Origin of the sequence: Campylobacter concisus (genome assembly GCF_003048575.1) — a bacterium.
Lineage (GTDB): Bacteria > Campylobacterota > Campylobacteria > Campylobacterales > Campylobacteraceae > Campylobacter_A > Campylobacter_A concisus_U.
On sequence record NZ_PIRZ01000010.1, the window covers coordinates 1 to 22743 of the forward strand.

A 22743-nucleotide genomic window follows, 5' to 3' on the forward strand; every position below is an offset into this window, starting at 1 on the left:
TGGTAGCCTCGATTAGAATGCTGTCTGGATGCGTTCTTACGTATTCGCGAACGGCTCTTGTCTTTCCGCTGCCAGCTACTCCGCTTATCATTGCCATATCTCTATCTTGTACCGCCCAGCCGATCACTGCGTGTATGCTTTTGGCGTCCTTAGTTTTTACGAAAGGTAGCTCGTCTTGTAAAACGTCCACCTTTTGGATAAAATTGTCAAGATAGTTTTTAGCTGGCTCTTCTACTTTGTCGGCATACTTGTAGCTAGAGCCTTCCTTTATATATCCCGAGATATACGCGGGATTTATTCCCAACGCCGTAGCAAATTTGTTCTGACTCATACCGCTTGTTTTATTAGCTTCGATGAAGTCTTTTATTCTGTCTGCTAACTGCATTTTTCCTCCTTTTGATTTTGTTTTTTAAATGTTTTAAACGCCGTTTAATAGGACTTTAAACGACCTTGAAAGCATTTTTATTCCCCGCTTGCTATCTCTATGGCGTCGTCTACGGAAAATTTCTTTTTAGTCGTTCGCTCTGCGGTAAATTCGTTTAATTTATCGTAATCAAACCCAGCGTTTATTATGTTATTTACCTCTTTTTGCCTTTTTATGGTCTCTTTTATAGCCTCTACCTTGTCGCCACCCTCGTAGTTAAAGTTTTCAGGTTTTAACGACTCTTTGTGGGCTTCAAGCATTACTTCAAGATCATAATTCACATTCATTCTGGTAAATTCACTAAATTCAGCTTGTTTTATAAACGTCCTAATCGCTCTCATATCATCTTTGAATACCTTTTTGACCATCTTATAGGTCTCGGCACTCATAGGGTGTATATCCTTATCTTTTGCTTCACATATAAAGTTTCCATCCATATCAAACACAAAGATAGAACTTACATCATCAATATTCTCGCCAACTAAAACTGGCGTTCTGACAGGCGGAAGAAATGCTGAGCCAAACTCCCTTGCGTCGTAGTTTATGCCTTTTTTGCTTACCACTCTAGACTCTAGCCCTCCAGCATGCAGCATAAATTCCTCTTTTCTTACACCTTTTAGTGGCGTATCATCGCTATTCCACCGCTCCATTGGACTTGGTCTTTTGCGTCCTATCTTCATTATGTCCCATTTAGTTACTTCAGTTTCAAACCTGGCTCTAGCTTGATCTAGCGTGAGAAGATATTTTAGGTTTGTCTTTTTAGGCAGCCCATTCTCATCTTTGGCGTGCCTATCTTTTTTGGGTGTTCTTTGTTCAACGGCCTCGCGCATAGCTAGATTAAAGCCTATATAGCCTGGAGTTTGAGAAATTCCAGCATGCTGCATCACTCCAAAGTGCCTTTCTACAAAGCCCTTTTCATCACCGCTATATGCGATTGCTCTATCGTAGTCGATATGTAAGCCGTTTAGTAAGTGTTGAAACTGATCGCTTAGATAGTCTTTACCGTTATCACCCTTTATGTAGTCTGGCTTGCCTAGTGTGTTTAAAGCTTTCCACATTAGTCTTATAAGTCCTAAAGCATTTGATTTTTCCTCTATGCTTGCTACACATCTACCGCTATATACATCTACTATACTTAGGATATTTGCACGCATCGCTTCGCCTTTTTCTCCATTCCTTACCATCATGTCAAGCGGTGAGCTATCTATCTGCCAGCATTGGTTGCGTCTGGTTATCATCTCGCCTTGATTGCCAAGAGCTGGTTGGAAGTAGCTTTTTGCTTTATCTTCGCCTTTTGTTACCATTATGTATTCAAGCTTGTGTGTTTGATAGTAGCTATCTAAAAACCTCTTTATTACGCCATCACTAAATAGTGGTTTTATCTCGCCCATTAGATATTTTGGATAGTTATATGCCTCGCCTATGCGTTTAAAATACTCGTGATGTAGTCTACGATTTAGCTCAGCTATATTTACTCCGCCAGCGCCATAAGCACGGAAGTTTTGAAGTAAAAACTCTATCATCCACTCTTCGAGCACGCTAGCGTTTTTCCTGTGCTTGCCACGCTTGTCTATCAGCGCCGCTGCACCCTTTTCTTTATAGGCCTTTTGCCATCTAAAAAGGTTTGCCTCACTTATACCGCTATCTTCGCAAAACTTTTTACATGACACGCCACGTTTTTTAGCCTCTTCATACTCTTTTAGCACTCTTATCTTTTTGTTTATCTCATCTTTTTCACTATCATCTAGCACTGCATACTCTCCGCCAAAATTCTCTTTTTTACTCGCGCCCTCTTTGTTCTTGCCGCCGCCCTTGATCTCGCTAAATTTCATCTGTCTAAATCCGCTTTGCTCCGAGCTATCCTCTACGTATACACTTACGTCTTTATCTGCCTTGCCGCTTTTTATCGCCGCGTCTATGTCGGCAATCTCTACTGCAAATAGCAGCTTTGCTCCACCACGGCTTCTGGTGCCTGCGTCAGATATCTTTATGAATGGATATTTTGCTGAGCCCCTATTTATAGAATTTGCTAAAGCTCTTGGATGTATGCCGAAAATTTCAGCAGCCACAGCAGTTTCGACATAGATCATTTAGCTAGCCTTACTCTCTTCTTGTTCTTTTTTAAGACCACTTGGAAGCTCTTTGATTATCCCCTCACTTAAAAGCACTTCAAACACTTTCCTTGAAGTAGCGAAATTTTTACTACCTGCCACTTGACCACTTATCACCATATATGTGGTTCTCTCACTAAGATTGTGCTTTTTAGCCCACTGCCTTATACTTATACAGTTATCGGTAAAGTATTTTTTTATCATCTTGCACTCCTTTCTTCTAATTTTCATTGCTAAGTCGGCTTATAAATTTTTAGTTATAATCTCGCTTTTAAGACCATAAATAAGGATTTGTATGCATGAAGCTAAGATGAACTTCGCTTGCCCTAAGTGCAAGCAAGCTACGGCGATATCCATAACCACGTTAAAGTTAGATACCTTTGAATGCTATCACTGTGGTGAGAAGCTCTATGCTGGTGCATTGCCTAAGCTTGCCTATAAGCTCAGTAAAGAATTTCACAAGCTTTTTAAAAAGCATGCCAACGCATACTTTTATACTAGGATAGAGTTTGAAAGAGACTTCCAAGAGATAGACGACGGTGGGCGATTTTTCTTTGACGAGCTTAAAGGTTTTCAGGATAACGATATGCTTATCGCACCGCCTAGATTTGAGATACTAGCTTACCAGTTTAAGTGTATAGACACTAGTGCTAGAATGCTTTTGCACGACGATAGCATAGCTCATCCAAAAGACTATTTTATACCTGCTAATTATCAATTTTCATATAAATTTAGCGAAGTCATGGATGAGCCGTATCTAAATGCGTCGCACAAAGACATACCTAGCGAACAAGATCGCAAATTTCTTGGGCTACATCTACTTGATTACGCCGATTTGATCCACTATACAAGACTTTATAACTCATATCTGAGAGCTTTTTCGCATACTCATCACACTTTTGCTTGTCTTGAGTATTGATAGAGTCTATATGTTTATATAAGACTCTATCACAGTATCTCACAAGATCCCTTGAATATCCGCCTTGGCTCAAAACCACAAGCAGTCTCTCTGCACCTTTGCCAAGTCGCTGTCTAACGCTAAAGCTAGACTCGCTCGGCTCGGCACCACAAAATACGACTTTCATTTCTTGCCTTTCTGCCGACTTAACAATGAAAATTTAAAGAACTATTTTTCAAACCTTTGAAAGATTTAATCTCAAATAAGATATAATTTTTCGTAGATTTGAAAGAATTATATAGTATTTTAACCTTATTTGTCAAGGTTAAAATACTATGTTCATACATTTTTTAATCAAAGGCGGCAAAATGGACGATCAAAAAGATAAAGTTATATTTGAAAATATGAAAAATTTTTTTAAGGTCGATAGTCTCGAAGATGTAGCAGAAAGGTTAGGTTATTCTAGGAGCACGGCCGCCACATGGCGCTCAAAAGGCTTAACCTCAACTGTAAAATTAAAATTCGCCAGTCTAAGCGCAGATAAGGTTAATAAACCTTATAAGGATAAAGCGGATTTAAGGTATTTTGAGAATGTAACAGCAAGTGCTGGCTATGGCTCACAAAACGATGAACAAGATTATTCTATAATCCCTGTCGGTAGAGATTTTATGGAACAAGTTTTAAAAATACCATTTAAAAACTATGATGTAATTAAGGTTTTTGGCGATAGTATGGAGCCGTTTGCACAAGATGGCGACGCCGTAGTAGTGGATTTGGATGCAGAGGTAAAAAATGGCGACATAGTTATAGCAAACATCGGCGGAGACGTATATATAAAGAAATTTTTGAGAGACACGATACACAAAGAAGTAAAATTAACATCGTTGAATAGCTTTTATCAAGATATTATTTTAAAGGGCGAGGAAATAAATCAGTTAAAAATAATTGGTAAGGTTAGATGTAAATTTAATATCAATATGAAAATATTTTAAAACATAAAAATAAACTTAAAATAATGATTAATAGTTTAAGCTATTTCTAAACAATATTTAAGATTAAAATAGTTTTTTATTGCATTTTTTACAATGATGATTAAAGATAAATCCATAAATACGCCAATTATTAGAATTAATCATCATTAAGTCTTGATTAATCATCATTTTTCTAAAAATTTGATGATTAATGCCTATATTTTTAAATTTTACCTATGCTTTTGACGGCAAACCTTAAGCGGTATATGCCCTTGATGCGTAAAATCTTGGGACGAATTTCGGGATGCTTTAAACGGCGTTTAAAGAGTGGTTATTTGGGCTTTTATGAGTATTTGTGATGTTAAATTTTTCCGCTTTTTTGGGACAAAACGGACGATTTGGGATTATAGGGATTTTTCTTGCAGCTGAATTTTTACATTACAACTGAGAGTGAAGCTTTTAAAAGTGCCTATTTTTCGCGCCTTCAAAAATCTCGCGCTAAAATTTCTCACTCTCATTTTCTATACCCCCTCACAAGATCGTTTGCCGCGCGGCGCTGATTCTAAAATTTGCTTCGTTGGCGACCTGATAGACCGCGGAAATGGTAGCTTTGGGGTCGTGCAGCTAGCGATGCAGCGATGCTACGCGGCTGTGATGGGCAATCACGAATACCGTCTTTTGCAACACAAGGACGCATTTTTACGTGGTGAAATGCCTAACGATCCGCGCTGGTTTTTCCTTAACGGCGGCGCGCAGACTTTTGCATCCTACGCAAAAGCCAGCCGCGCACAAAAGCTCGCGCATATAGAGTTTTTATCGAATTTACCGCTTTATTTGGAATTTGACGAGTTTAAAAACGCGCAAGGCAGGCGGCTCGTCGTATCGCACTCGGCGGCCGGGCGTATGTGGCCGCTACGTAATTCGGACGGCGATAGTGCGGCGGAGTTTAGGCAGCACGTGCTTTGCGGCAGAGGCGATTTTAGCCAAAACGATGGCGTCTTTAACGTCTACGGCCATACGCCAATCGCTGAGCCTGATATTGCTAAATTTAGCGCAAATATCGATACAGGCTGCGTCTATAAGCATAAATTCGGCCATCTTTGCGCGCTGGAGTTTCCGAGCATGCGGGTTTTTATGCAGGAAAATATCGAGGAGGGCGGGTGATTTTAGTCAAATTTGAGGCTAAATTTGACTAAAAATTGAAATTTTACTCGCCGAGACCCGCACCGCGAAAATGCTAAATTTGGGTTAATCAAATTTGACGCCATGTGTTTAAAACCATCTAAACAAAAACAATTGTTTGAATTCGTCTTACTTCTTTGTTAAAGGGGAAGGGGCTTAAATGGCGAAGTCGCTCCCCCTTTTTTTAATCCTCCTCCCCTCCCCTACGACGCTTTTAATGTGGCGACACAGCTTTTCTGACGCAAAGCGTCGCAAATATGATTCAAATTTGACGTTTTAAAGATGCGGGTCTCGGTGGGTCAAATTTGAAACCGAAATTTGCAAATTTGACTTCAAATTTGAGCAAAAAACGATAAGGCGAAGCATTTTTTCGTCAGACGAGGCAGCGGCGAGCGAGGCGATGGAGCGGACTGGCCGTCCGTGATCGAAGCCGACTGAGTCGGTAACGAAGTGTGGTGGAAAAAGACAAGCCGTCAAATTTAAAGCTTACGGATTTTGGCGATCTCGTCGCGCAATGCCGCCGCCTTCTCAAACTCCAACTGTGCCGCCGCTTCAAGCATCTGCTTTCTTAGCTCTTTAACTATTGCGGCTCGCTCGCTAGCTGGCATCTTCTCTAAATTTTTACCACGCTTGTAAATTTCACCATCATCTTCGACATGCAGGCTCTCTTCGATATTTCTGCTAGCAGAGTGCGGCGTTATGCCGTGAGCTTTGTTGTATTCATCTTGAAATTTACGCCTAGCTGTCGTCGTATCGATCGCCTCTTTCATCGAGTGCGTGATCTTTTTGGCAAACATTAGCACCTTGCCATTTACATTTCTAGCCGCGCGCCCCATCGTCTGTATAAGGCTTGTGGTCGAGCGCAAAAAGCCCTCTTTATCGGCATCCATGATCGCTATCAGGCTCACTTCAGGCAGGTCTAGCCCCTCACGGAGTAAATTTATACCTATTAGCATGTCAAATTCTCCGCTTCTAAGCCCTCTAATGATCTCATTTCTCTCGATCGCGTCGATATCTGAGTGCATATACTTAACTTTTACACCAAGCTCGATGTAGTAGCGACTTAGCTCCTCGGCCATCTTTTTAGTTAGCACCGTAACTAGCACGCGCTCACCTCTTGCGATGACTGCCTTTGCCTCGTCAAACAGCACCTCAACTTGATTGTCACTATCTTTTATCTCAATAAGCGGGTCAAGCAGCCCAGTAGGTCGCAAAATTTGCTCATAAACATGCCCCTGGCTGATGCCAAGCTCATATTCGTTTGGTGTGGCTGAGACAAAGAGAAATTTTGCCTTTTTGCTTATAAACTCGTCAAATTTAAGCGGCCTGTTATCAAGAGCTGATGGCAAGCGAAATCCATACTCCACAAGCACCTCTTTACGGCTCCTATCACCCGCGTACATGCCTCTAAACTGCGGCAAACTCACGTGGCTCTCATCAACGATGACCAGATAGTCTTTGCCGCTTATCTCAAAGTAGTCAAACATCGAGTATGGCGTCTCTCCGGGTTTTTGTCCGGTTAGGTGGCGCGCGTAGTTTTCGATACCTTTGCACATACCAGTGCTTGCCATCATCTCGAGGTCAAACTCCACCCTTTGCTTTAGCCTCTGCGCCTCGACTAGCTTGCCCTGCTCGTTAAACTCTTTTAAACGAAAATCTAGCTCCTCTTCGATCTCTTTCATAGCGATCTTTAGCCTATCAGCGCCCACGATGAACTGGCTGGTCGCATAAAGCGTAAATTTAGAGATATCCTTTAGCCTTTTGTTATCAAGTACGTCAAAATGATACATCGCATCGATCTCATCGCCAAAAAACTCAACCCTTAGCGCTTCGTCGTTGTAATAAGCCGGATAAATGTCCACCACATCGCCATTTACACGAAAGTCACCCCTATCAAAGTAGTTGTCATTGCGCTTGTAGCCCATATCTACTAGCTGCTCCAAAAGCTTTCTTTGGCTTATCTTCTCGCCCACACTAAGATATGCCACCATCCCTTTATACTCACTTGGATTACCAAGTCCGTAGTTTGCAGAGACTGAGGCGACGCAGACGACGTCGTCAAAGCTTAGCAAGCTAGCCGTCGCAGAAAGACGCAGGCGCTCAAGCTCCTCGTTTACTGAGCTATCCTTTTCTATATATAGGTCGCTTCTTGGGATGTAGGCCTCTGGCTGGTAGTAGTCATAGTAGCTTATGAAGTACTCGACGTGGTTTTTTGGGAAAAAGCCCTTAAATTCGCTGTAAAGCTGTGCAGCTAAGGATTTGTTATGCGTCATTATCAAAGTTGGCATATTTAGCTCACGTATGACGTTTGCCATGGTAAAGGTCTTGCCAGACCCTGTCACACCTAGAAGAGTTTGGTATTTATTGCCTGATTTTATGCTTTTTACTATCTCTTTTATCGCCCTTGCTTGATCGCTGCTTGGGCTAAATTTAGATGAAATTTCAAATTTACTCATTGATCGCCTTTAAATTTGGGTGAATTTTATAGCAAAGATAGTGCTTTGTCAAATGAGAATTTTAATAAGAATTTAGCCTCTGCGTGTTAGAATACGAGCCTAATTATTATTTTAAAGGAACTTTTATGTTTGAAGATAATGCGATCTTAACCACACTAAGTGATAAAGTAAATGACCTGATCACAAAATATGACGAACTTTGCAAAACGAACGAAGAGTTGCGTAACGAGATCGTAACTTTAAAAGCACAAAATGAGGCAAAAAGCAATCAAATCATGCGTTTAGAAGAGGATCTTGACAAGAAAAATACCGAAGCTGACGATGTAATGAGAAAAATCGAAGCTGTCCTTGGCAGATAAGCTTGGCTAAAATATGAAAAAAATTACGCTCACGATATCATCTCGCGACTACACGATCACGCTTGATGATGATTTTGCTAAATTCTTTGAAGATGACTGGCAAAATTTAATGGGCGGACGCCAATTTATCGAGCCAAAAGAGCTTTTAAACGCCTTTATAGAAAAATGTTATGAAAATTATGCTGTAATAAAGGCAGTAAAAAATTTAACTGGCAACGTTGATGAGATATTAAAGCGAGAAGAGAGATGAAAAGACGAGCTTACACCTTGCTTGAGCTGATATTTATAGTAGTTATACTAGGTATTTTAAGTACAGTCGCTATACCTAGGCTATTTTTTTCTAGAAGTGATGCTACTATCTCAAATGCCAAAACTCAACTTGCCGCTATTAGAAGCGGAATTTCACTAAAATACAATGACAATATCTTGCAAGCAAAGCCAGAATTTCCACAAAAACTAGACGATGGCGATCCAAGCAAACTCTTTAAAAATGTTATAAATATACCGATAAAAGATAGCGGCAGCAAAAATGGCTGGCACAAAATAAGCGATGACAAATACACATTTAGACTAGATGGCAAAGTAGCAAATTTCAAATACGACAAAAATACTGGTGATTTTGGTTGCAGTGATGAAAATGAAATTTGCAAATCACTTCAGTAATGCATTATTACATACTCGCATTTTATGGGCTAAATTTAGCCCCACTCACTTATGAAAGCGATCAAAAACTAGAAAAATTTCAAGGCGTAAAGGCTTCTTTAAAAGGCAAAATTCTTACTGCCTTTATCGTAAAAGAAACTGGCAAACCAGAGTTTAAAACAAGTAAAATTTTAGAAATTCTACCGATTAATCTAACCTCAATGCAAAGCGAATTGGCAATATTTATCTCAAAATATTACACATGCGAGCTTGGCGTCAGCCTAAATTTATTTGAACCAAATGACACTATTGCAGTAGATCAAATTTATGAAAATCAAAATTTTAATGTGGCACCCAAACTAAGCGAAAAACAGCAAGAGGCTTTGGAGTTTATAAATAAACGTAAAATTTCGCTCATATTTGGCGACACTGGAAGCGGAAAAAGCGAAATTTACATCGCTAAGATTAGAGAAATTTTAAACGTAGGCAGCCAAGCGCTATTTTTAATGCCTGAAATTTCACTCACGCCACAAATGCAAAAACGCCTTGAGAGCTTCTTTGGCGAGGCAGTAGCAGTCTGGCACTCAAAGATCACGCCAAAGAAAAAAGAGCAAATTTTAAAAGATATAAAAAGTGGAAAAGTTAGGCTCGTTGCAGGTGCGAGATCGGCTTTATTTTTACCACTTGAGAGGCTAAAACTCATCATCATCGACGAAGAACACGACGATAGCTATAAAAATACAGGCTCAAAGCCACACTACAACGCAAGAGATCTTGCCCTCTTTCTAACTAGCAAATTTGACCTGCAAGTGGTGCTTGGAAGTGCCACGCCAAGCCTTACTAGCTTTTACAAGCAGGAGCATTTTCGCTTAAAAGGGACATATTTTGATTCGCAAAAAAATTACATTTTCGATGAGAGCGAGACTGGAATTAGTGAAATTTTAAAAGATGAAATTTCAAAAACACTCGCAAATAAAAAGCAAGCTGTCATCTGTCTGCCAACAAGGGCAAATTTTAAGTATCTAGTCTGCAAAAACTGCGGTGAAACGCTAAAGTGTCCTTTTTGCAGCATCGGTATGAGCTATTACAAAAAACAAAACGTGCTAAAGTGTCAATACTGCGAGCATAAAATGGCCGTGCCAAAAATTTGTCACCAGTGTGGTAGCGAGATGATAGAGGCCAAAAAGATCGGTACTAGCGAGCTACTTGAAAGGCTGCAGGCTGAGTTTGCAAACGCTAGGATCGCTAAATTTGATAGAGATGAAATAACGACGCAAAACAAGCTCGTAAAGGCTTTGAAGGAATTTAACGACGGCAAGATAGATATCTTGCTTGGTACACAAATGCTAAGCAAAGGGCATGATTATCACAACGTAGAGCTTGCTGTCATCATGGGATTTGACGAGCTTTTAAATTTTCCTGATTATAAAGCCAGGGAGCGAACGCTCGCTCTTGCCATGCAAGTAGCTGGAAGAGCTGGTAGAAACGGGTTTGGCAGAGTTATCATTCAAAGCAAACAAAGAGAATTTTTTGAGAGCTACATCAGTGATTATGACGCATTTTTAAAAGATGAGATTGGCTACCGAGAGGGGCTTTATCCGCCATTTACCAGGCTTCTTCGCATTATCATCTCACATAAAGATGAACACATAGTAAAAAATACGATGAATGAATTTGTGCAAAGAATAGAACCTTTAAGAAGCGATGAACTTGAGATCATAGGATACGGAAAGTGCCAGATAGAGTATCTTGGAAGCAAATTTAGATATGAAATTTTACTCCGCTCAAACTCTCATATACCTCTTTTAAAAGCTGCAAACCTCTGCAAAAGCGAACTTAGCGATATTGATATAGACCCGGTAAATTTTAGTTAAAAATGCTAGTCTAAAAACTATCCAACAAAGATATGGCAAATTTTATAGATAAACCTAAGGCTTATGAAAGCATTATGAAATTTGATAAGTTGGCTATAAAGAGTAAGTAAAATTTTAGAAACTACATCCAATAAAAATACTAATTTTTATAAACTATTAAAAATAAATTTTCAAGCCTTTTAAAAGCCATTTTTCTTTATAATCCCCAATAAAAATTTAAAGGCAAAATTTTGCAACGATACCCAACAAAACAAATAAAAATTCGCGATGTTTTAATAGGTGGCGACGCGCCAATATCCGTGCAATCAATGACATTTTCAAAGACAAAGGACGTAAAAGGCACGCTTGAGCAGATACAAAGGCTATATTTTGCCGGCTGTGATATCGTACGTTGCGCAGTTTTTGACAAAGAGGACGCCAGCGCGCTAAAACAGATAGTTGCAGGCTCACCTATTCCAGTCGTTGCAGACATTCATTTTAACCACACCTATGCACTCATCGTTAGCGAATTTGTCGATGCTATTCGCATAAATCCTGGCAACATCGGCTCAGCCAAAAATATAAAAGCGGTCGTTGATGCCTGCAAACAGCGAAATTTACCTATCCGAATAGGTGTAAATTCTGGCTCGCTTGAAAAGCAGTTTGAGGATCGCTACGGCCGCACAGTTGAGGCGATGGTGGAGAGTGCTATGTATAACATCAAGCTTCTTGAGGATTTTGACTTTACGGACATTAAAATTTCGCTCAAATCAAGCGACGTCGAGCGCACGATGCAAGCTTATAGAGCGCTTCGCCCAAAGACAAACTATCCATTTCACCTTGGCGTTACTGAGGCTGGTACCACTTTTCACGCCACTATCAAGTCCGCGATCGCTCTTGGTGGGCTTTTGCTTGAAGGCATCGGCGATACGATGAGAGTTAGCATAACAGGTGAGTTAGAAGAGGAGATCAAGGTCGCAAAGGCGATCTTAAAAGATAGTGGCCGTCAAAAAGAGGGGTTAAACATCATCTCATGCCCAACTTGTGGGCGTTTGCAAGCTGATCTAATGGCAGCAGTAAAGCTCGTAGAAGAAAAAACAAAAGGTATAAAAGAGCCGCTAAACGTTTCAGTCATGGGCTGCGTGGTAAATGCGATCGGCGAGGCAAAGGGCGCAGATGTTGCCATAGCATTTGGAAAAGGCAATGGCATGATAATGCGTCACGGCGAAGTGGTCGCAAGGCTGCCTGAGAGCGAGCTTGTAGATAGATTTTTACAAGAGATCGACGATGAGATAAAAAGTAGAGACTAAAGGAAAAGTTGTGGCAAAGCAAAGAGTTAACGAGATAGAATTTACCAACCTTTACGACATTGATATGGAGCGAGCTATACTAAGCTCCATTTTGCAAAACAACGATATTTTAGGTGAAATTTTTGACATTATTAAGGCAAAGGATTTTTATCTAAAAGGGCATTCGCAAATATATGATGCAATGGTGGCATGCCTAAATAGCGATGATCCCATAACTATGCCATTTTTAAAAAATAGACTTGGCGAAAAATACGACGAAGAGCTAATACTAGATATTTTAGGCACAAACTCTCTAATAGACATTCAAAAATACGCAAACGAACTAAGAGAAAAATCTATAAAAAGAAGTCTTGTAAAGATCGCTCACAATATACCAAGCAAAGTAAATGAAGACAAGCCAAGCCGCGATATGGTCGATGATCTTAGCCAGGAATTTTACTCTTTGATAGAAGGTGGAAGCACTGGAGTTATAAAAGAAGGCAAAGAGATCATCATGAAAATGATGGATCATATTAATGCTCAGGCCTTGCTTGGTGAAAAAGATATCGTTGGACTTGATACTGGATTTAAAAAGCTAAATGAGATGATAAAGGGCTTTAAAAATGGAGACCTCATCATCGTCGCAGCTCGTCCAGGTATGGGAAAAACGACACTTTGTTTAAATTTTATGAGTCAGGTTTTAAGAAATAATGCCGGAGTTGTTTTTTTCTCGCTCGAGATGCCGGCTGAGCAGATAATGATGAGAATGCTAGCAAGCAAGACCTCTATCCCGCTTCAAGACATAATGACTGCAAAGATGGATGATGAAGCGTTGGCTAGATTTAGCGATGCTTGTGAGGAGTTTGCTGCTAGCAAGCTTTTTGTACATGATAGCGGCTATGTAAATATCCATCAAGTAAGAACGCAAATGCGAAAACTAAAGGCTATGCATCCTGAAATTTCACTTTGCGTGATCGATTACATCGGTCTTATGATGAGTACAAATAACTACGCTGATCGTCACGTCCAAATAGCTGAAATTTCTCGTGGTCTTAAACTACTGGCACGTGAGCTAGATATGCCAATCATCGCTCTTTCTCAGCTAAACAGAAGCCTTGAGTCTCGCGCAAATAAACGCCCTATGCTAAGCGATCTAAGAGAGTCAGGTGCGATCGAGCAAGATGCTGACATCATTCTTTTTGTTTATAGAGATGAGTTTTATCTAGAACAAGAAGAAAAAGAGAAAGAAAAACGCGCAAGTGCCGAGGGCAAAGAGTACAAGAGTAATCATGTCTTTAATAAGCTTCAAGAAAAGGCTGAGATCATAGTTGGCAAAAATAGAAACGGCGAAACTGGCTCAGTTGATGTGCTCTTTCAAAAGCAACACTCAAGGTTTGAAGATATGTCTGCAATGCCAGTATCTGATGTTTCATTTGAAGGCTGATGCGTTTTAAAGCTTTAAAAAATAGAGAAATTTTTACTATATTTTGCCTGTTTTGCCTTTGTATTTTTTCTATAAATTTGGCTATTAGCTATCATAAATATCAAATTTTTATGGACAAAGGCGAACAAGAGCTAACAGCAACCGTGATTTCTAACTACGAAAAGCTTGGGGATGACGGCAAGAAAAGGCAAATTTTAAAGCTTAAAACTGATGAGTTTTCATTTTATACGCTTGGAGCTAAAACAGATGACTTTAAAGCTGGAGATAGTATATTTCTAAGCGTCATAAATTTAGACGTTAGTTTTAAAAACTATCTTGCTTCCTCCTTTTACATGCCTAGCTTTTCACGCGAAAAACTACCACAAAAAGCCACGCAAAATATCAACCAAAAACTACAATCACTCATCTACGCCCAGCATGAAAATAGTAAAATTTCACAGCTCTACTCTGCTCTATTTTTAGGCACAAGTATTGACGGCGAGCTAAGAGATGATGTCTCGCACCTTGGTATAGCGCATCTTATAGCCATAAGTGGCTATCATTTAGGTTTTATAAGCGCAGTTATATTTTTTGTATTTAGGCCGCTTTTAAAAATTTTATATGCGAGATTTTTACCTTTTAGAAACTACAACTTTGATCTAGCCATTATCGTTTTTATAGTCTTGTCATTTTACTTTTTTATAATAGGCTTTATACCAAGCTTTTTGCGAGCGTTCTTAATGAGTATTTTAGGATTTTATTGCACGTTAAAAGGCGTCAAAATTTTAAACTTCAAGACACTTTTTATAGTAGCGCTTGTTAGCTTGTCGCTCTTTCCACAGCTACTTTTTAGCGTAGGTTTTTACTTTTCACTCATGGGCGTTTTTTACATATTTTTATATTTTAAACACCTAAAAGATAAATTTTCGCCCTTCATTCATCTTATACTTTTAAATTTATATGTTTGCTTTGCAATGGAAATTTGCGTGCTTTATTTCTTTCCACTCATTAGCTTACAGCAGCTTAGCGTCCTTGCTATCAACTACATCTTTAGCATTTTTTATCCATTAAGCGCCGCACTTCATATCGCTTCGTATGGCGACATCTTTGATGGATTGCTAAATAATGTTTTAAATTTTAGACTAAGCTCGACTAAAATTTTCGTGCCAGCCATTATTTTTATATTTTATAATATCGCTTCACTTCTAGCTATAAAATTTAGATCAATATTCTACATTTTGCCACTATTTGGACTTCTGTGTTTTGCTATTGCCAGCTATAAAATTTACGCCTAAGCGATCTTCATACCATAAAATTTCATTATCTTGTTGTGAATTATCAAAGATATATACATTATAACAGCGCCTAAAATTAGCCTAGTTAAATCTGTATCCTTTTGCCAAAAGACTAAATTTACGATGATAGCAGCTGGAATGAGAGCATTATTCATGATAGCAAGTACGCCACTATCGACCTCGCAAGCCCCTTTGTTCCACATAAAATATCCAACTCCACTAGCGACTATGCCAAGCCAGAGAAGCACTAAAATTTGCGTTGAAGTAAGTGAAAATTTGGCTGGATTGCCAAGAGTAAGAAGCGCAACGATAGCTACAAAAAATGCCCCAAAGTGAAAGTAGCCAAAGACATTTTTTTGGTCCACGTCAAATTTTTCTAAAAGTGCCTTATATGCACTCTGCCCTGCTCCAAAGCAGATATTTGCCGCTTGCACTAGCAAAAAACCCTTTAATACACCATCGTTTATAGCGCCATATTTTATAACCAAAGCTCCAAAAACCGCAACGCCAACGCTAAATAGATAAAGTGGCCTAAATTTAAAGCTAAATGCGTCGTATATGAGCGTCACATAAAACGGCGTAAAAATGGTAAAAAGTGCGACTTCTGGCACGCTTAAATACAAAAATGAATTGTAATAAAATAGATACATAAGTCCTATTTGCACCGCTCCGATCGCCATAATGCCAAATGCTAGCTTTGGGCTGATACCACGAAATTTTGTAAATGGTAAAAAGACTAAGCTCGCAAGCGCAACCCGAATAAAAACAGCCAAATAGCTATCAACCTTGCCAGCTAAAAACTCACCTATCAAACTAAAGCTAAAAGCCCACAAAATGGTTACAAAGATCAGTTTATTCAATTATCACCTCATTTATTTTTCTTGCACATTCAAAAAAATACTCAAGCTTGTTTAGCTCAAGTAAATCACCATCAAGTATGAAATTTGCCCTATCGCTAAAATTTTTCTCACTCACAAATAGAAATTCTTCATATTTTATCTCGCCATCAAGATAACCATTTAGCAGATCAATAAAATCACTATCAAGCTTATCTTGCTTCAAATCTTGCAAATTTAACTTTGCGCTTAAGCCTTTGATCGTGCTTTCTAGCTCTTTTAGGCGAGTGATTATCCTATTTTCTTCATCGCTTAGATCAAGTGCCGCCTTTTGCTCTTCAATGCGTTTAACTTGACTTTGCTTACTAAGACTTAAGCTATCAGGCAGCTTCCACTCAAACTCCACTCTAGGCTTGTTCGCATCAGCGTAAGCGCCTATCATCTGCGAAGTCGTCCTCTCACCTTTTTTAAAGCTGTTATTATTCACACTTTGCGTATCTTTTAAGTAAATTTTTGGAGCAAATTTACTCTTTTGCTTCTCATTTTCTTGCTCTTTTATAAATTTTTCTTGCTCCATTGCCCCAATTTTTGCGCTTATATCATCTTTACTAAAATCAGGCATCATTATCTTTGAGCCAGCATTAAAGCCGATCTCGCCGTTTGAGAGCAAATTTATCCTTGAGTTTAGCTCGGCTAGCTTAAGCCCAAGCTCGTCTAGTTCGGCTCTTTTTTTATCAAGAGTAAAATTTATCGCATCAAATTCGCTCTTATCTATCTCGCCATACTCAAACCAAAACTCATTTTCAGCCGCAGCCTTAGCAAAGCTATTGACAAATTTTGTCTCTAAATTTATAAGTGAATTTAGGGCAACGGCGTTAAAATAGACCTTTGCGACCTGAAAAGCAGTGAGATTCATCAGCTCTTCATCTTTGTAAATTTTCTCCACGCCCTTGTGGTCTAAAATTTTATCAGCAGCCTCGCTCGCACCGCCGTCAAAGATAAGATACTCAACCTTTGCCGTGATCGATCCTGCCTTTGTCATATATCCGCCCTTTATCTCGTCAGGCACAAAGGTATATCTGCCATCAAGGGATAAATTTAGCTTTTTACTCTTATTTTTATTTATATATTCATTTTTATTAAATTCTTTTAAACTCTCAAGCCTTGCACTTTGCGCTAGAGCGATGATCTCTAGTAAATTTCCAGCCCAAAGAGGCAAAGCAAAGAGCAAAACTGTTAAAATTTTCTTCAAATTCTCTCCCTTTCATAAAATTTTCTTATAAATTTATCAAGATTATAGACCCAAGCAAAGAGCACTGGCACGACAAGCAAGCTTAGCAAGGTCGAGCTAATGAGCCCAAAGATGATGCTTATAGCCATAGGTGAGTTTGCCTCAAAGCCAGCTCCTCTGCTAAGTGCAAGCGGCAGCATAGCAAATATCATGGCAAAAGTGGTCATCAAAACAGCCCTTAAACGCTTTTTTGCAGCCATTTTTACAGCTTCGTTTGCCTCCATGCCACTATTTGCAAAGTGGTTTGCAAAATCAACGACTAAGATGGCGTTTTTGCCGACCATACCAAAGAGCAAGATGACGCCAACCATGACAAATAGGCTAAATGGATTGCCGCTTATAAAAAGTCCGATCACGACGCCACAAAAGGCAAGCGGCATGGCAAGCATGATAAGAAATGGTAGCAAAAAGCTCTCATAAAGTGCAGCTAGCACCATGTAAATAAGCACCGCACTCGCACTCACCGTAAATATAAAAGAAGCGTTTGTATCGTCCATCAGCTCGACAAATCCAAGAAATTTATACTTGAAATTTGCTGGCAAAATTTCATCAAGTTTCTTTGAAATTTCATTTGCCACGCTATTTAGCGGCGCGTTATTTTTGGTATTTGCTAGGAATTTTATCTCATCAGCTCTATTAAACCTCGAAATACTAGCTGGCTTTTGCTCAAAACTAATCGTCGCCACGTCACCAAGTGTGACAAAAAAGCCCTCTTTGCTTCTTATCTTAGTCTTTAAAATATCATTTGTATCGCTTCTAAATTTATCATCAAGACGCATGTAAAGCTCATACTCTTTGCCATTTTCGTTTTCAAAAACAGAGACCTCGTTCTGGCTAAAAGCGCTATAAACGGTGCTTGCAACGCTGGCTTTGTCTAAATTTAGCCTCTTTGCCTTATCTTCATCTATAGAAATTTGCACGCGTTTTAGCAGATCTTCTTCGGGCGAATTTACGTCCGTTGCGTCATTTATCTCTTTTAGCATCTTGCTGATCTTTGGCACAAATTTCTCTAGCTCTTTACCATTTTCAGAGGTGATAGTAAGCTTAACTGGCTGTACATCGCCACCTTCAACCACTGGCAGATCAGCCACGATGACGCTCATATTGTCACTTTTTAGCTTGTCACGAAAACTTTGCATGATGGCATTTTGCCGCTCGTGATTGGCCCTATCTTTTAGCTCCTTTAGCCTAACGTAAGCTTTTACAAGATATGGCTGCTTGGCGTCTGTGTAGCCAAGGATGAAGTAGGCGTAAGCTACCTGAGGATCGGCGTTTATGAGTGAAATTTTATCTTTTAGCTTCTCTTTGCTAGCTTGCAGGCTAAGTGAGGGATCGAGCTTAAAGTAGATGTTAAACTCCGAGTTATCCTCGCTTGGCATGAAGTCGCCTCCTACAAATTTAGCCAGTCCAAATGAGCAAACAACGATCACAAACGTTATGGCTAAAAATATGAACTTAAATTTAAGCGCTAAAGCTAAAATTTTCTCATAGCCATTTTCAAGTGCTTCAAAAAATGGCTCGCTCTTTAGAAAAAAGCCGCTTTGTTTGGCATTTACAAACCTAGCACTAAGCGTTGGCACAAGAAATATGCTCACAAAAAATGAGATGACGATGCCAGCTGCCACGCTCATCGCAAATGAGTTAAAGTACTTGCCAACGATGCCGCTCATAAAGGCGATAGGCACGAAGACGCAAAGCAGCACGAGCGAGATCGCAAAGACACTAAATGCTATCTCTTTTATGCCTGCAAAGCTTGCCTTTAGGGCGTTTGGCTCATCTTTTAGCTTGCTAGCGATATTTTCAGTGACAACTATCGCATCATCGATGAAGATGCCGATGCCAAGCGTTAGCGCTATGAGGCTTAGGCGGTTTATGTCGTAGCCTAGGGCATTTATGATGAAAAATGTCGCCACGATGCTAGTTGGTATCGCTACGACTGAGATGATGGTGATCGAGAAATTTCTTAAAAACAGATATACGATCACGATGGTTAGCAAGACGCCAAGGATCATGTCAAAGGCGGTTTGATCGATGTGCTTTTGTATCACTTCACTCTTATCGTAGGCTATTTTTACGTCGTATTCGCTACCAAGCAGGCTTTTAAACTGATCTAGCTTTGACTTAGCTAGAGCGATCACGGTTAGAGCGTTTGCGTCTGGGGCTAGCTCAAGGCCCAGCAAGACGCCACTTTTTTTATCCATTATCGCTGCTTCGTTTGCGTCTTTATAAGCAAGATCAACGCTTGCGATATCTTTTAAAAAGACCCCTTGTTTGATCGTTAAATTTCTTATCTCATCTATGCTTTTGGCGCTAAAATTTGACTTGATCGCCATTTGGATCTGCTCATTTTCTATCTTGCCAAGTGGTGCTTTTAAATTTTCAACCTTTATCAAATTTGCCACTTCATTTGCACTAAGGGCGTTTTTATCTAGCTTAAATCTATCGAGTAAAATTTTCACCGCTGGCTCTAAAAAGCCATTTGTCTTGACCTTTGAAACGCCGCTTATGCGCTCTAAAAATGGCTTTGCCACGTCATCGATCTCTTGCATTAGCTTAGTTTCATTGCCATCAAGCCTTGTGATAAAGAGACTAAAGACAGATGACGAGAGCCCATTTAGCTTTTCTATCTCGTAGTTTGCGCTAAGTCTTGCCTTTTGCATCTTGTCGCGAACGTCATTTGTGGCACTCTCTAGGTCTTTATTTAGCTCAAATTCGATGCTAACCACACTTAGGTTATCAAAGCTTGTTGAGTAAATTTTCTTGATACCTTCAATGCTTGAAATTTCATCTTCGATCTTTTGCGTGATCTTAGTTTTTATATAGTTCATATCGCCGTTTGCGTAAGTCGTGATCTTTACTATTGGGATATTTACTTGTGGGTATAAATTTACGTTCATCGTCTTTAGAGAATAAATTCCAAAGACAACAAGGCTTAAAAAAACCATTAATGTAGTTATAGGGCGGTTGATGGCTGTTTTTATCATTTTCTTTTACTAACTAGCACTCTGCCTTGACCAAACATGCCAGGCTTTAGCCAGCTGTCATAAGCCTCGGCGTAAAATTTTCTAGTCTCTCGCTTGATCTCTGGATAGATAAGCGCGATTTTTACCTCTTTTTCATCGCTTGCTGCATCAAGTTTAAATTTAAATGTATCACCAACTTTTACCAAATCTACATATTTTTCGTCGATTGCTATTAAAATTTTTGCCTCATTTGAATTTAAAACAAAAGCTGGACTAAGCGGCGAAACACCCTCTCCAAGCTCAATGTTTTTACTAGCGATAATGCCATCAAATGGAGCTTTTAAAACAGCTTTTCTAAGGCGATCTTGCGCATTTAAAATAGCGATTTGTGCACTTTGAACCCGAAGTATCGCTTCGTCAAATTTATACTTTACTTCGTCAAATTCTTGCTTTGAAGTGACATCCCTTACTTGAGTAAATTTGTTTAAAGTATTTTTTGCAAATTCACTAGCATTTTTTGCCAGCTCAAGATCATTTTTTGCCTTTTTAAGAGCGATTTCTAAGCTACTTTGATCAAGAATGGCTAGCACGTCGCCTTTTTTAACATGACTTGAAACATCTACAAAAATTTTATCCACCTTGCCACTGCTCTCAAATGCGAGCTTTGAGCTTTGCTTGGCATAGACTTCAAAGTCGGCAAAAATTTCCTCACTAGCAAATGAAAAAATGCCAAGTATCATTAAAATTATCAGCTTTTTCAATCCCTAATCCTCTCTAAAATCGGCTCGCCATTCTCAAAAAAGAACTCCGCTTTTTTGATCTCAAGCTCATCTTTCGCCCCTTCAAAAAGGCTAATGGCATCAAATTTTTGAGAAAGCGCCTCAAGCAGGTCGCTATATCCCAAAAGTCCGGAGTTATACTTCTCATAGCTAGCTTTTAATGCCAAATCGCTTGCTTTTACATATTCGTTTAGTGAAGCGATTTTTGAAGCAAGCACCACGATTTCACTTTGCAAATTTTTAAGCTTTGTCTCATTTTCACGCTTTTTATACTCCACATTTAGCCTTGCCTCATCAAGTGCGATCTTTTGAGCCTGACTCATCTTGCTAGTGGCAAAAAAATCAAAAATTTTCCATTTAAAAGCGATACCAAATTTATTACCGTGAGTATCTTCTTTTAAGTATTTATCCACGTATGAGCGGTAAGAACTAAGCCTGCCTAGATCGATATCGTAATTATTTTTATAAAATCCATATGTGTCATAAAGCAAAATTTGAGGCAAAAAGCCAGCTCTTGTCTCGCTAAGCTTGGCCTCGCCTAAAAATATATCTTGGCTTAGTCTATCAAGCTCGGCATTCTTTGAAGCTAAATTTGAGCTAATATCAGCCATCTTTGCTCCAGCTACTGGCAAAATTTTCTCACCAGTTAGCAAATTTATCTCATTTAAGATTTGCTCCATTTTGTTTTTGTATTCAAGCTGCGTGCTATTAGCTAAGTAATATTTAGCCCTTACATTTTCAAGTTCATCTTTTGCGGCAAGGCCTGCAATGTTTGCCTTTTCAAGCTTATCCAAAACGCCTTTTAAAAAATTTGCTTGAGCCTGTTTGGCTGTGATTATATTTTCAAGCGCAGCTGCGTTAAAGTATAAATTTACAGCCTTAAGTGCAAGATAGTTTTTGGCTTCATCACTAGCGATCATAGCTTTGTTTTTTAAAAGCTGGTTCATCTTTAGCCTAGCCTCTCTCGCTCCGCCATCATAAAGTAAAAAATCTATCCTAGCTAGCACACCGGCTGACTCTTTAGCGACTACACTTGGAAAGGTGCTTGCATTTTTGCCGTATGAGCCCTCTAAGCTAAGGCTTGGCATATATGAGCTTAATGTGGCTTCATCGTTTAAATTTGCTCTTTTTAACTCAAGCTCTTTGATCTTTGAAATTTCATTTTGCGTTGCTTTGTTTGCGATCACGCTTAAATTTGAACCAAGCAAAAATACCGGCAAAAAAATGAATAAAAATTTTTTCATTAGTGAAAGCTTTTTACAAGATTTCCTATTAGTAAATTCCAGCCATCAACAAGCACGAATATGAGCAGTTTAAATGGTAGTGAGATCATGACAGGAGGAAGCATCATCATACCCATAGCCATTAGCACTGAGCTTACGACCATGTCGATGACAAGAAATGGCAAATAGAGCAAAAACGCTATCTCAAAAGATGTCTTTAGCTCACTTATCATAAAAGCTGACATTGCGATACTTAGCGGTATCTCTTCAATATTTGCTGGATTTTGTAAATTTCTAATCCTAAAGAAAAGCGCAAGGTCTTTTTCTCTTGTATTTTTTACCATAAATTCTTTAAATGGCTTTAAGCTCTTATCAAGCATCTCCTCATAGCCTATCTGCTCAGCTATATAAGGCTTTATGCCATCATTATAGCTTCTTTGCCCAACTGGCTCCATGATAAAAAATGTAAGAACCATCGCAAGCGAGATGAGTACTGTTGAAGGTGGAACTTGTTGCGTACCCATGGCTTGGCGCAAAAATGAAAATACGATAACAAGCCTTAAAAAACTTGTCATCATAAAAATGAGCGAAGGAGCAAGTGCAAGTGCAGTGAGGATTAGTAAAACATTTAGAGAATTTACAAGCTGCTCGGCATTTGTTGGAGAATTTAGACTTAAATTTATAGTTGGTAGCGCAGGATCAGCCCCAAAAACCGTGCAAAGTAAAACCGCTAAAGCAAGCAGTGCTT

General features: G+C 39.2%; 19 protein-coding genes and 1 pseudogene. 10 read left to right on the forward strand and 10 right to left on the reverse strand.

Translation table 11 applies throughout. The features are described from left to right. The 3 genes and pseudogenes from CVS84_RS09185 to CVS84_RS09195 form a co-directional block, all read right to left on the reverse strand. A pseudogene (locus CVS84_RS09185) lies at window positions 1-385 on the reverse strand (bacteriocin); the annotation flags it as partial. Window positions 386-462: 77 nt separating this feature from the next. Further along, window positions 463-2514 (reverse strand): DDE-type integrase/transposase/recombinase, encoded by a 2052-nt coding sequence (locus CVS84_RS09190; RefSeq protein WP_107692032.1) that lies wholly within the window; start codon window positions 2512-2514, stop codon window positions 463-465. Next, window positions 2515-2739, reverse strand: a complete 225-nt coding sequence (locus CVS84_RS09195) for a hypothetical protein (RefSeq protein ID WP_021086766.1) — start codon at window positions 2737-2739, stop codon at window positions 2515-2517. It lies immediately after the preceding gene. A gap of 91 nt (window positions 2740-2830) precedes the next feature. Here CVS84_RS09195 and CVS84_RS09200 point away from each other — a divergent pair, with 91 nt between their 5' ends. From CVS84_RS09200 to CVS84_RS09210, 3 genes are all read left to right on the forward strand, one after another. Then, window positions 2831-3454 (forward strand): hypothetical protein, encoded by a 624-nt coding sequence (locus CVS84_RS09200; protein WP_107692033.1) that lies wholly within the window; start codon window positions 2831-2833, stop codon window positions 3452-3454. A 347-nt stretch (window positions 3455-3801) separates the two neighbouring features. After that, a complete protein-coding gene (locus CVS84_RS09205) occupies window positions 3802-4425 on the forward strand; it encodes a S24 family peptidase (RefSeq protein WP_159070083.1) in 624 nt (207 codons plus the stop codon). Window positions 4426-4947: 522 nt separating this feature from the next. Beyond that, entirely contained in the window at window positions 4948-5568 is a 621-nt protein-coding gene (locus tag CVS84_RS09210; RefSeq protein WP_234411936.1) for a metallophosphoesterase, read from the forward strand. A 497-nt stretch (window positions 5569-6065) separates the two neighbouring features. On the opposite strand, the gene uvrB is transcribed toward CVS84_RS09210, so the two are convergent. Continuing rightward, complete coding sequence (uvrB, locus tag CVS84_RS09215; RefSeq protein WP_107692035.1) at window positions 6066-8042, reverse strand: excinuclease ABC subunit UvrB; 1977 nt, start codon at window positions 8040-8042, stop codon at window positions 6066-6068. A 125-nt stretch (window positions 8043-8167) separates the two neighbouring features. On the opposite strand from uvrB, the gene CVS84_RS09220 reads away from it, so the two are divergent. From CVS84_RS09220 to CVS84_RS09250, 7 genes are all read left to right on the forward strand, one after another. After that, window positions 8168-8401 carry a cell division protein ZapB gene (locus CVS84_RS09220; protein ID WP_021091279.1) on the forward strand — a complete coding sequence of 78 codons (234 nt, stop codon included), beginning with the start codon at window positions 8168-8170 and terminating at the stop codon, window positions 8399-8401. A gap of 13 nt (window positions 8402-8414) precedes the next feature. Further along, a complete protein-coding gene (locus CVS84_RS09225; protein ID WP_054196819.1) occupies window positions 8415-8651 on the forward strand; it encodes a hypothetical protein in 237 nt (78 codons plus the stop codon). Beyond that, window positions 8648-9064, forward strand: a complete 417-nt coding sequence (locus CVS84_RS09230) for a type II secretion system protein (protein ID WP_087580739.1) — start codon at window positions 8648-8650, stop codon at window positions 9062-9064. Before CVS84_RS09225 ends, CVS84_RS09230 begins: the two co-directional genes overlap by 4 nt. Beyond that, window positions 9064-10917 carry a primosomal protein N' gene (locus CVS84_RS09235; protein ID WP_107692036.1) on the forward strand — a complete coding sequence of 618 codons (1854 nt, stop codon included), beginning with the start codon at window positions 9064-9066 and terminating at the stop codon, window positions 10915-10917. The genes CVS84_RS09230 and CVS84_RS09235 overlap by 1 nt, the downstream gene beginning before the upstream one ends. A gap of 230 nt (window positions 10918-11147) precedes the next feature. After that, window positions 11148-12206, forward strand: a complete 1059-nt coding sequence (ispG, locus tag CVS84_RS09240; protein ID WP_103576799.1) for a flavodoxin-dependent (E)-4-hydroxy-3-methylbut-2-enyl-diphosphate synthase — start codon at window positions 11148-11150, stop codon at window positions 12204-12206. Window positions 12207-12216: 10 nt separating this feature from the next. Next, window positions 12217-13629, forward strand: coding sequence for a replicative DNA helicase (locus CVS84_RS09245; protein ID WP_107692037.1), 1413 nt, complete (start codon window positions 12217-12219; stop codon window positions 13627-13629). After that, window positions 13629-14903, forward strand: coding sequence for a ComEC/Rec2 family competence protein (locus tag CVS84_RS09250; RefSeq protein WP_107692038.1), 1275 nt, complete (start codon window positions 13629-13631; stop codon window positions 14901-14903). The genes CVS84_RS09245 and CVS84_RS09250 overlap by 1 nt, the downstream gene beginning before the upstream one ends. On the opposite strand, the gene CVS84_RS09255 is transcribed toward CVS84_RS09250, so the two are convergent. Genes CVS84_RS09255 through fliP form a run of 6 tightly spaced genes read right to left on the reverse strand, consistent with a single transcriptional unit; the run spans window position 14900 to window position 22738 of the window. After that, entirely contained in the window at window positions 14900-15763 is an 864-nt protein-coding gene (locus CVS84_RS09255) for an EamA family transporter (RefSeq protein WP_103641207.1), read from the reverse strand. The two genes, CVS84_RS09250 and CVS84_RS09255, sit on opposite strands and share 4 nt — an antisense overlap. Then, entirely contained in the window at window positions 15756-16991 is a 1236-nt protein-coding gene (locus CVS84_RS09260) for a TolC family protein (protein WP_107692039.1), read from the reverse strand. Before CVS84_RS09260 ends, CVS84_RS09255 begins: the two co-directional genes overlap by 8 nt. After that, the gene (locus CVS84_RS09265; protein ID WP_107692040.1) at window positions 16988-20014 is read right to left on the reverse strand and encodes an efflux RND transporter permease subunit; all 3027 of its coding nucleotides are present in this window, start codon (window positions 20012-20014) and stop codon (window positions 16988-16990) included. The genes CVS84_RS09260 and CVS84_RS09265 overlap by 4 nt, the downstream gene beginning before the upstream one ends. Further along, window positions 20011-20754 carry an efflux RND transporter periplasmic adaptor subunit gene (locus CVS84_RS09270; RefSeq protein ID WP_107692041.1) on the reverse strand — a complete coding sequence of 248 codons (744 nt, stop codon included), beginning with the start codon at window positions 20752-20754 and terminating at the stop codon, window positions 20011-20013. Before CVS84_RS09270 ends, CVS84_RS09265 begins: the two co-directional genes overlap by 4 nt. After that, the gene (locus CVS84_RS09275) at window positions 20751-22016 is read right to left on the reverse strand and encodes a TolC family protein (protein WP_107692042.1); all 1266 of its coding nucleotides are present in this window, start codon (window positions 22014-22016) and stop codon (window positions 20751-20753) included. Before CVS84_RS09275 ends, CVS84_RS09270 begins: the two co-directional genes overlap by 4 nt. Next, window positions 22016-22738 carry a flagellar type III secretion system pore protein FliP gene (gene fliP / locus CVS84_RS09280; RefSeq protein ID WP_413784325.1) on the reverse strand — a complete coding sequence of 241 codons (723 nt, stop codon included), beginning with the start codon at window positions 22736-22738 and terminating at the stop codon, window positions 22016-22018. The genes CVS84_RS09275 and fliP overlap by 1 nt, the downstream gene beginning before the upstream one ends. Between the last annotated feature and the right edge of the window lie 5 nt (window positions 22739-22743).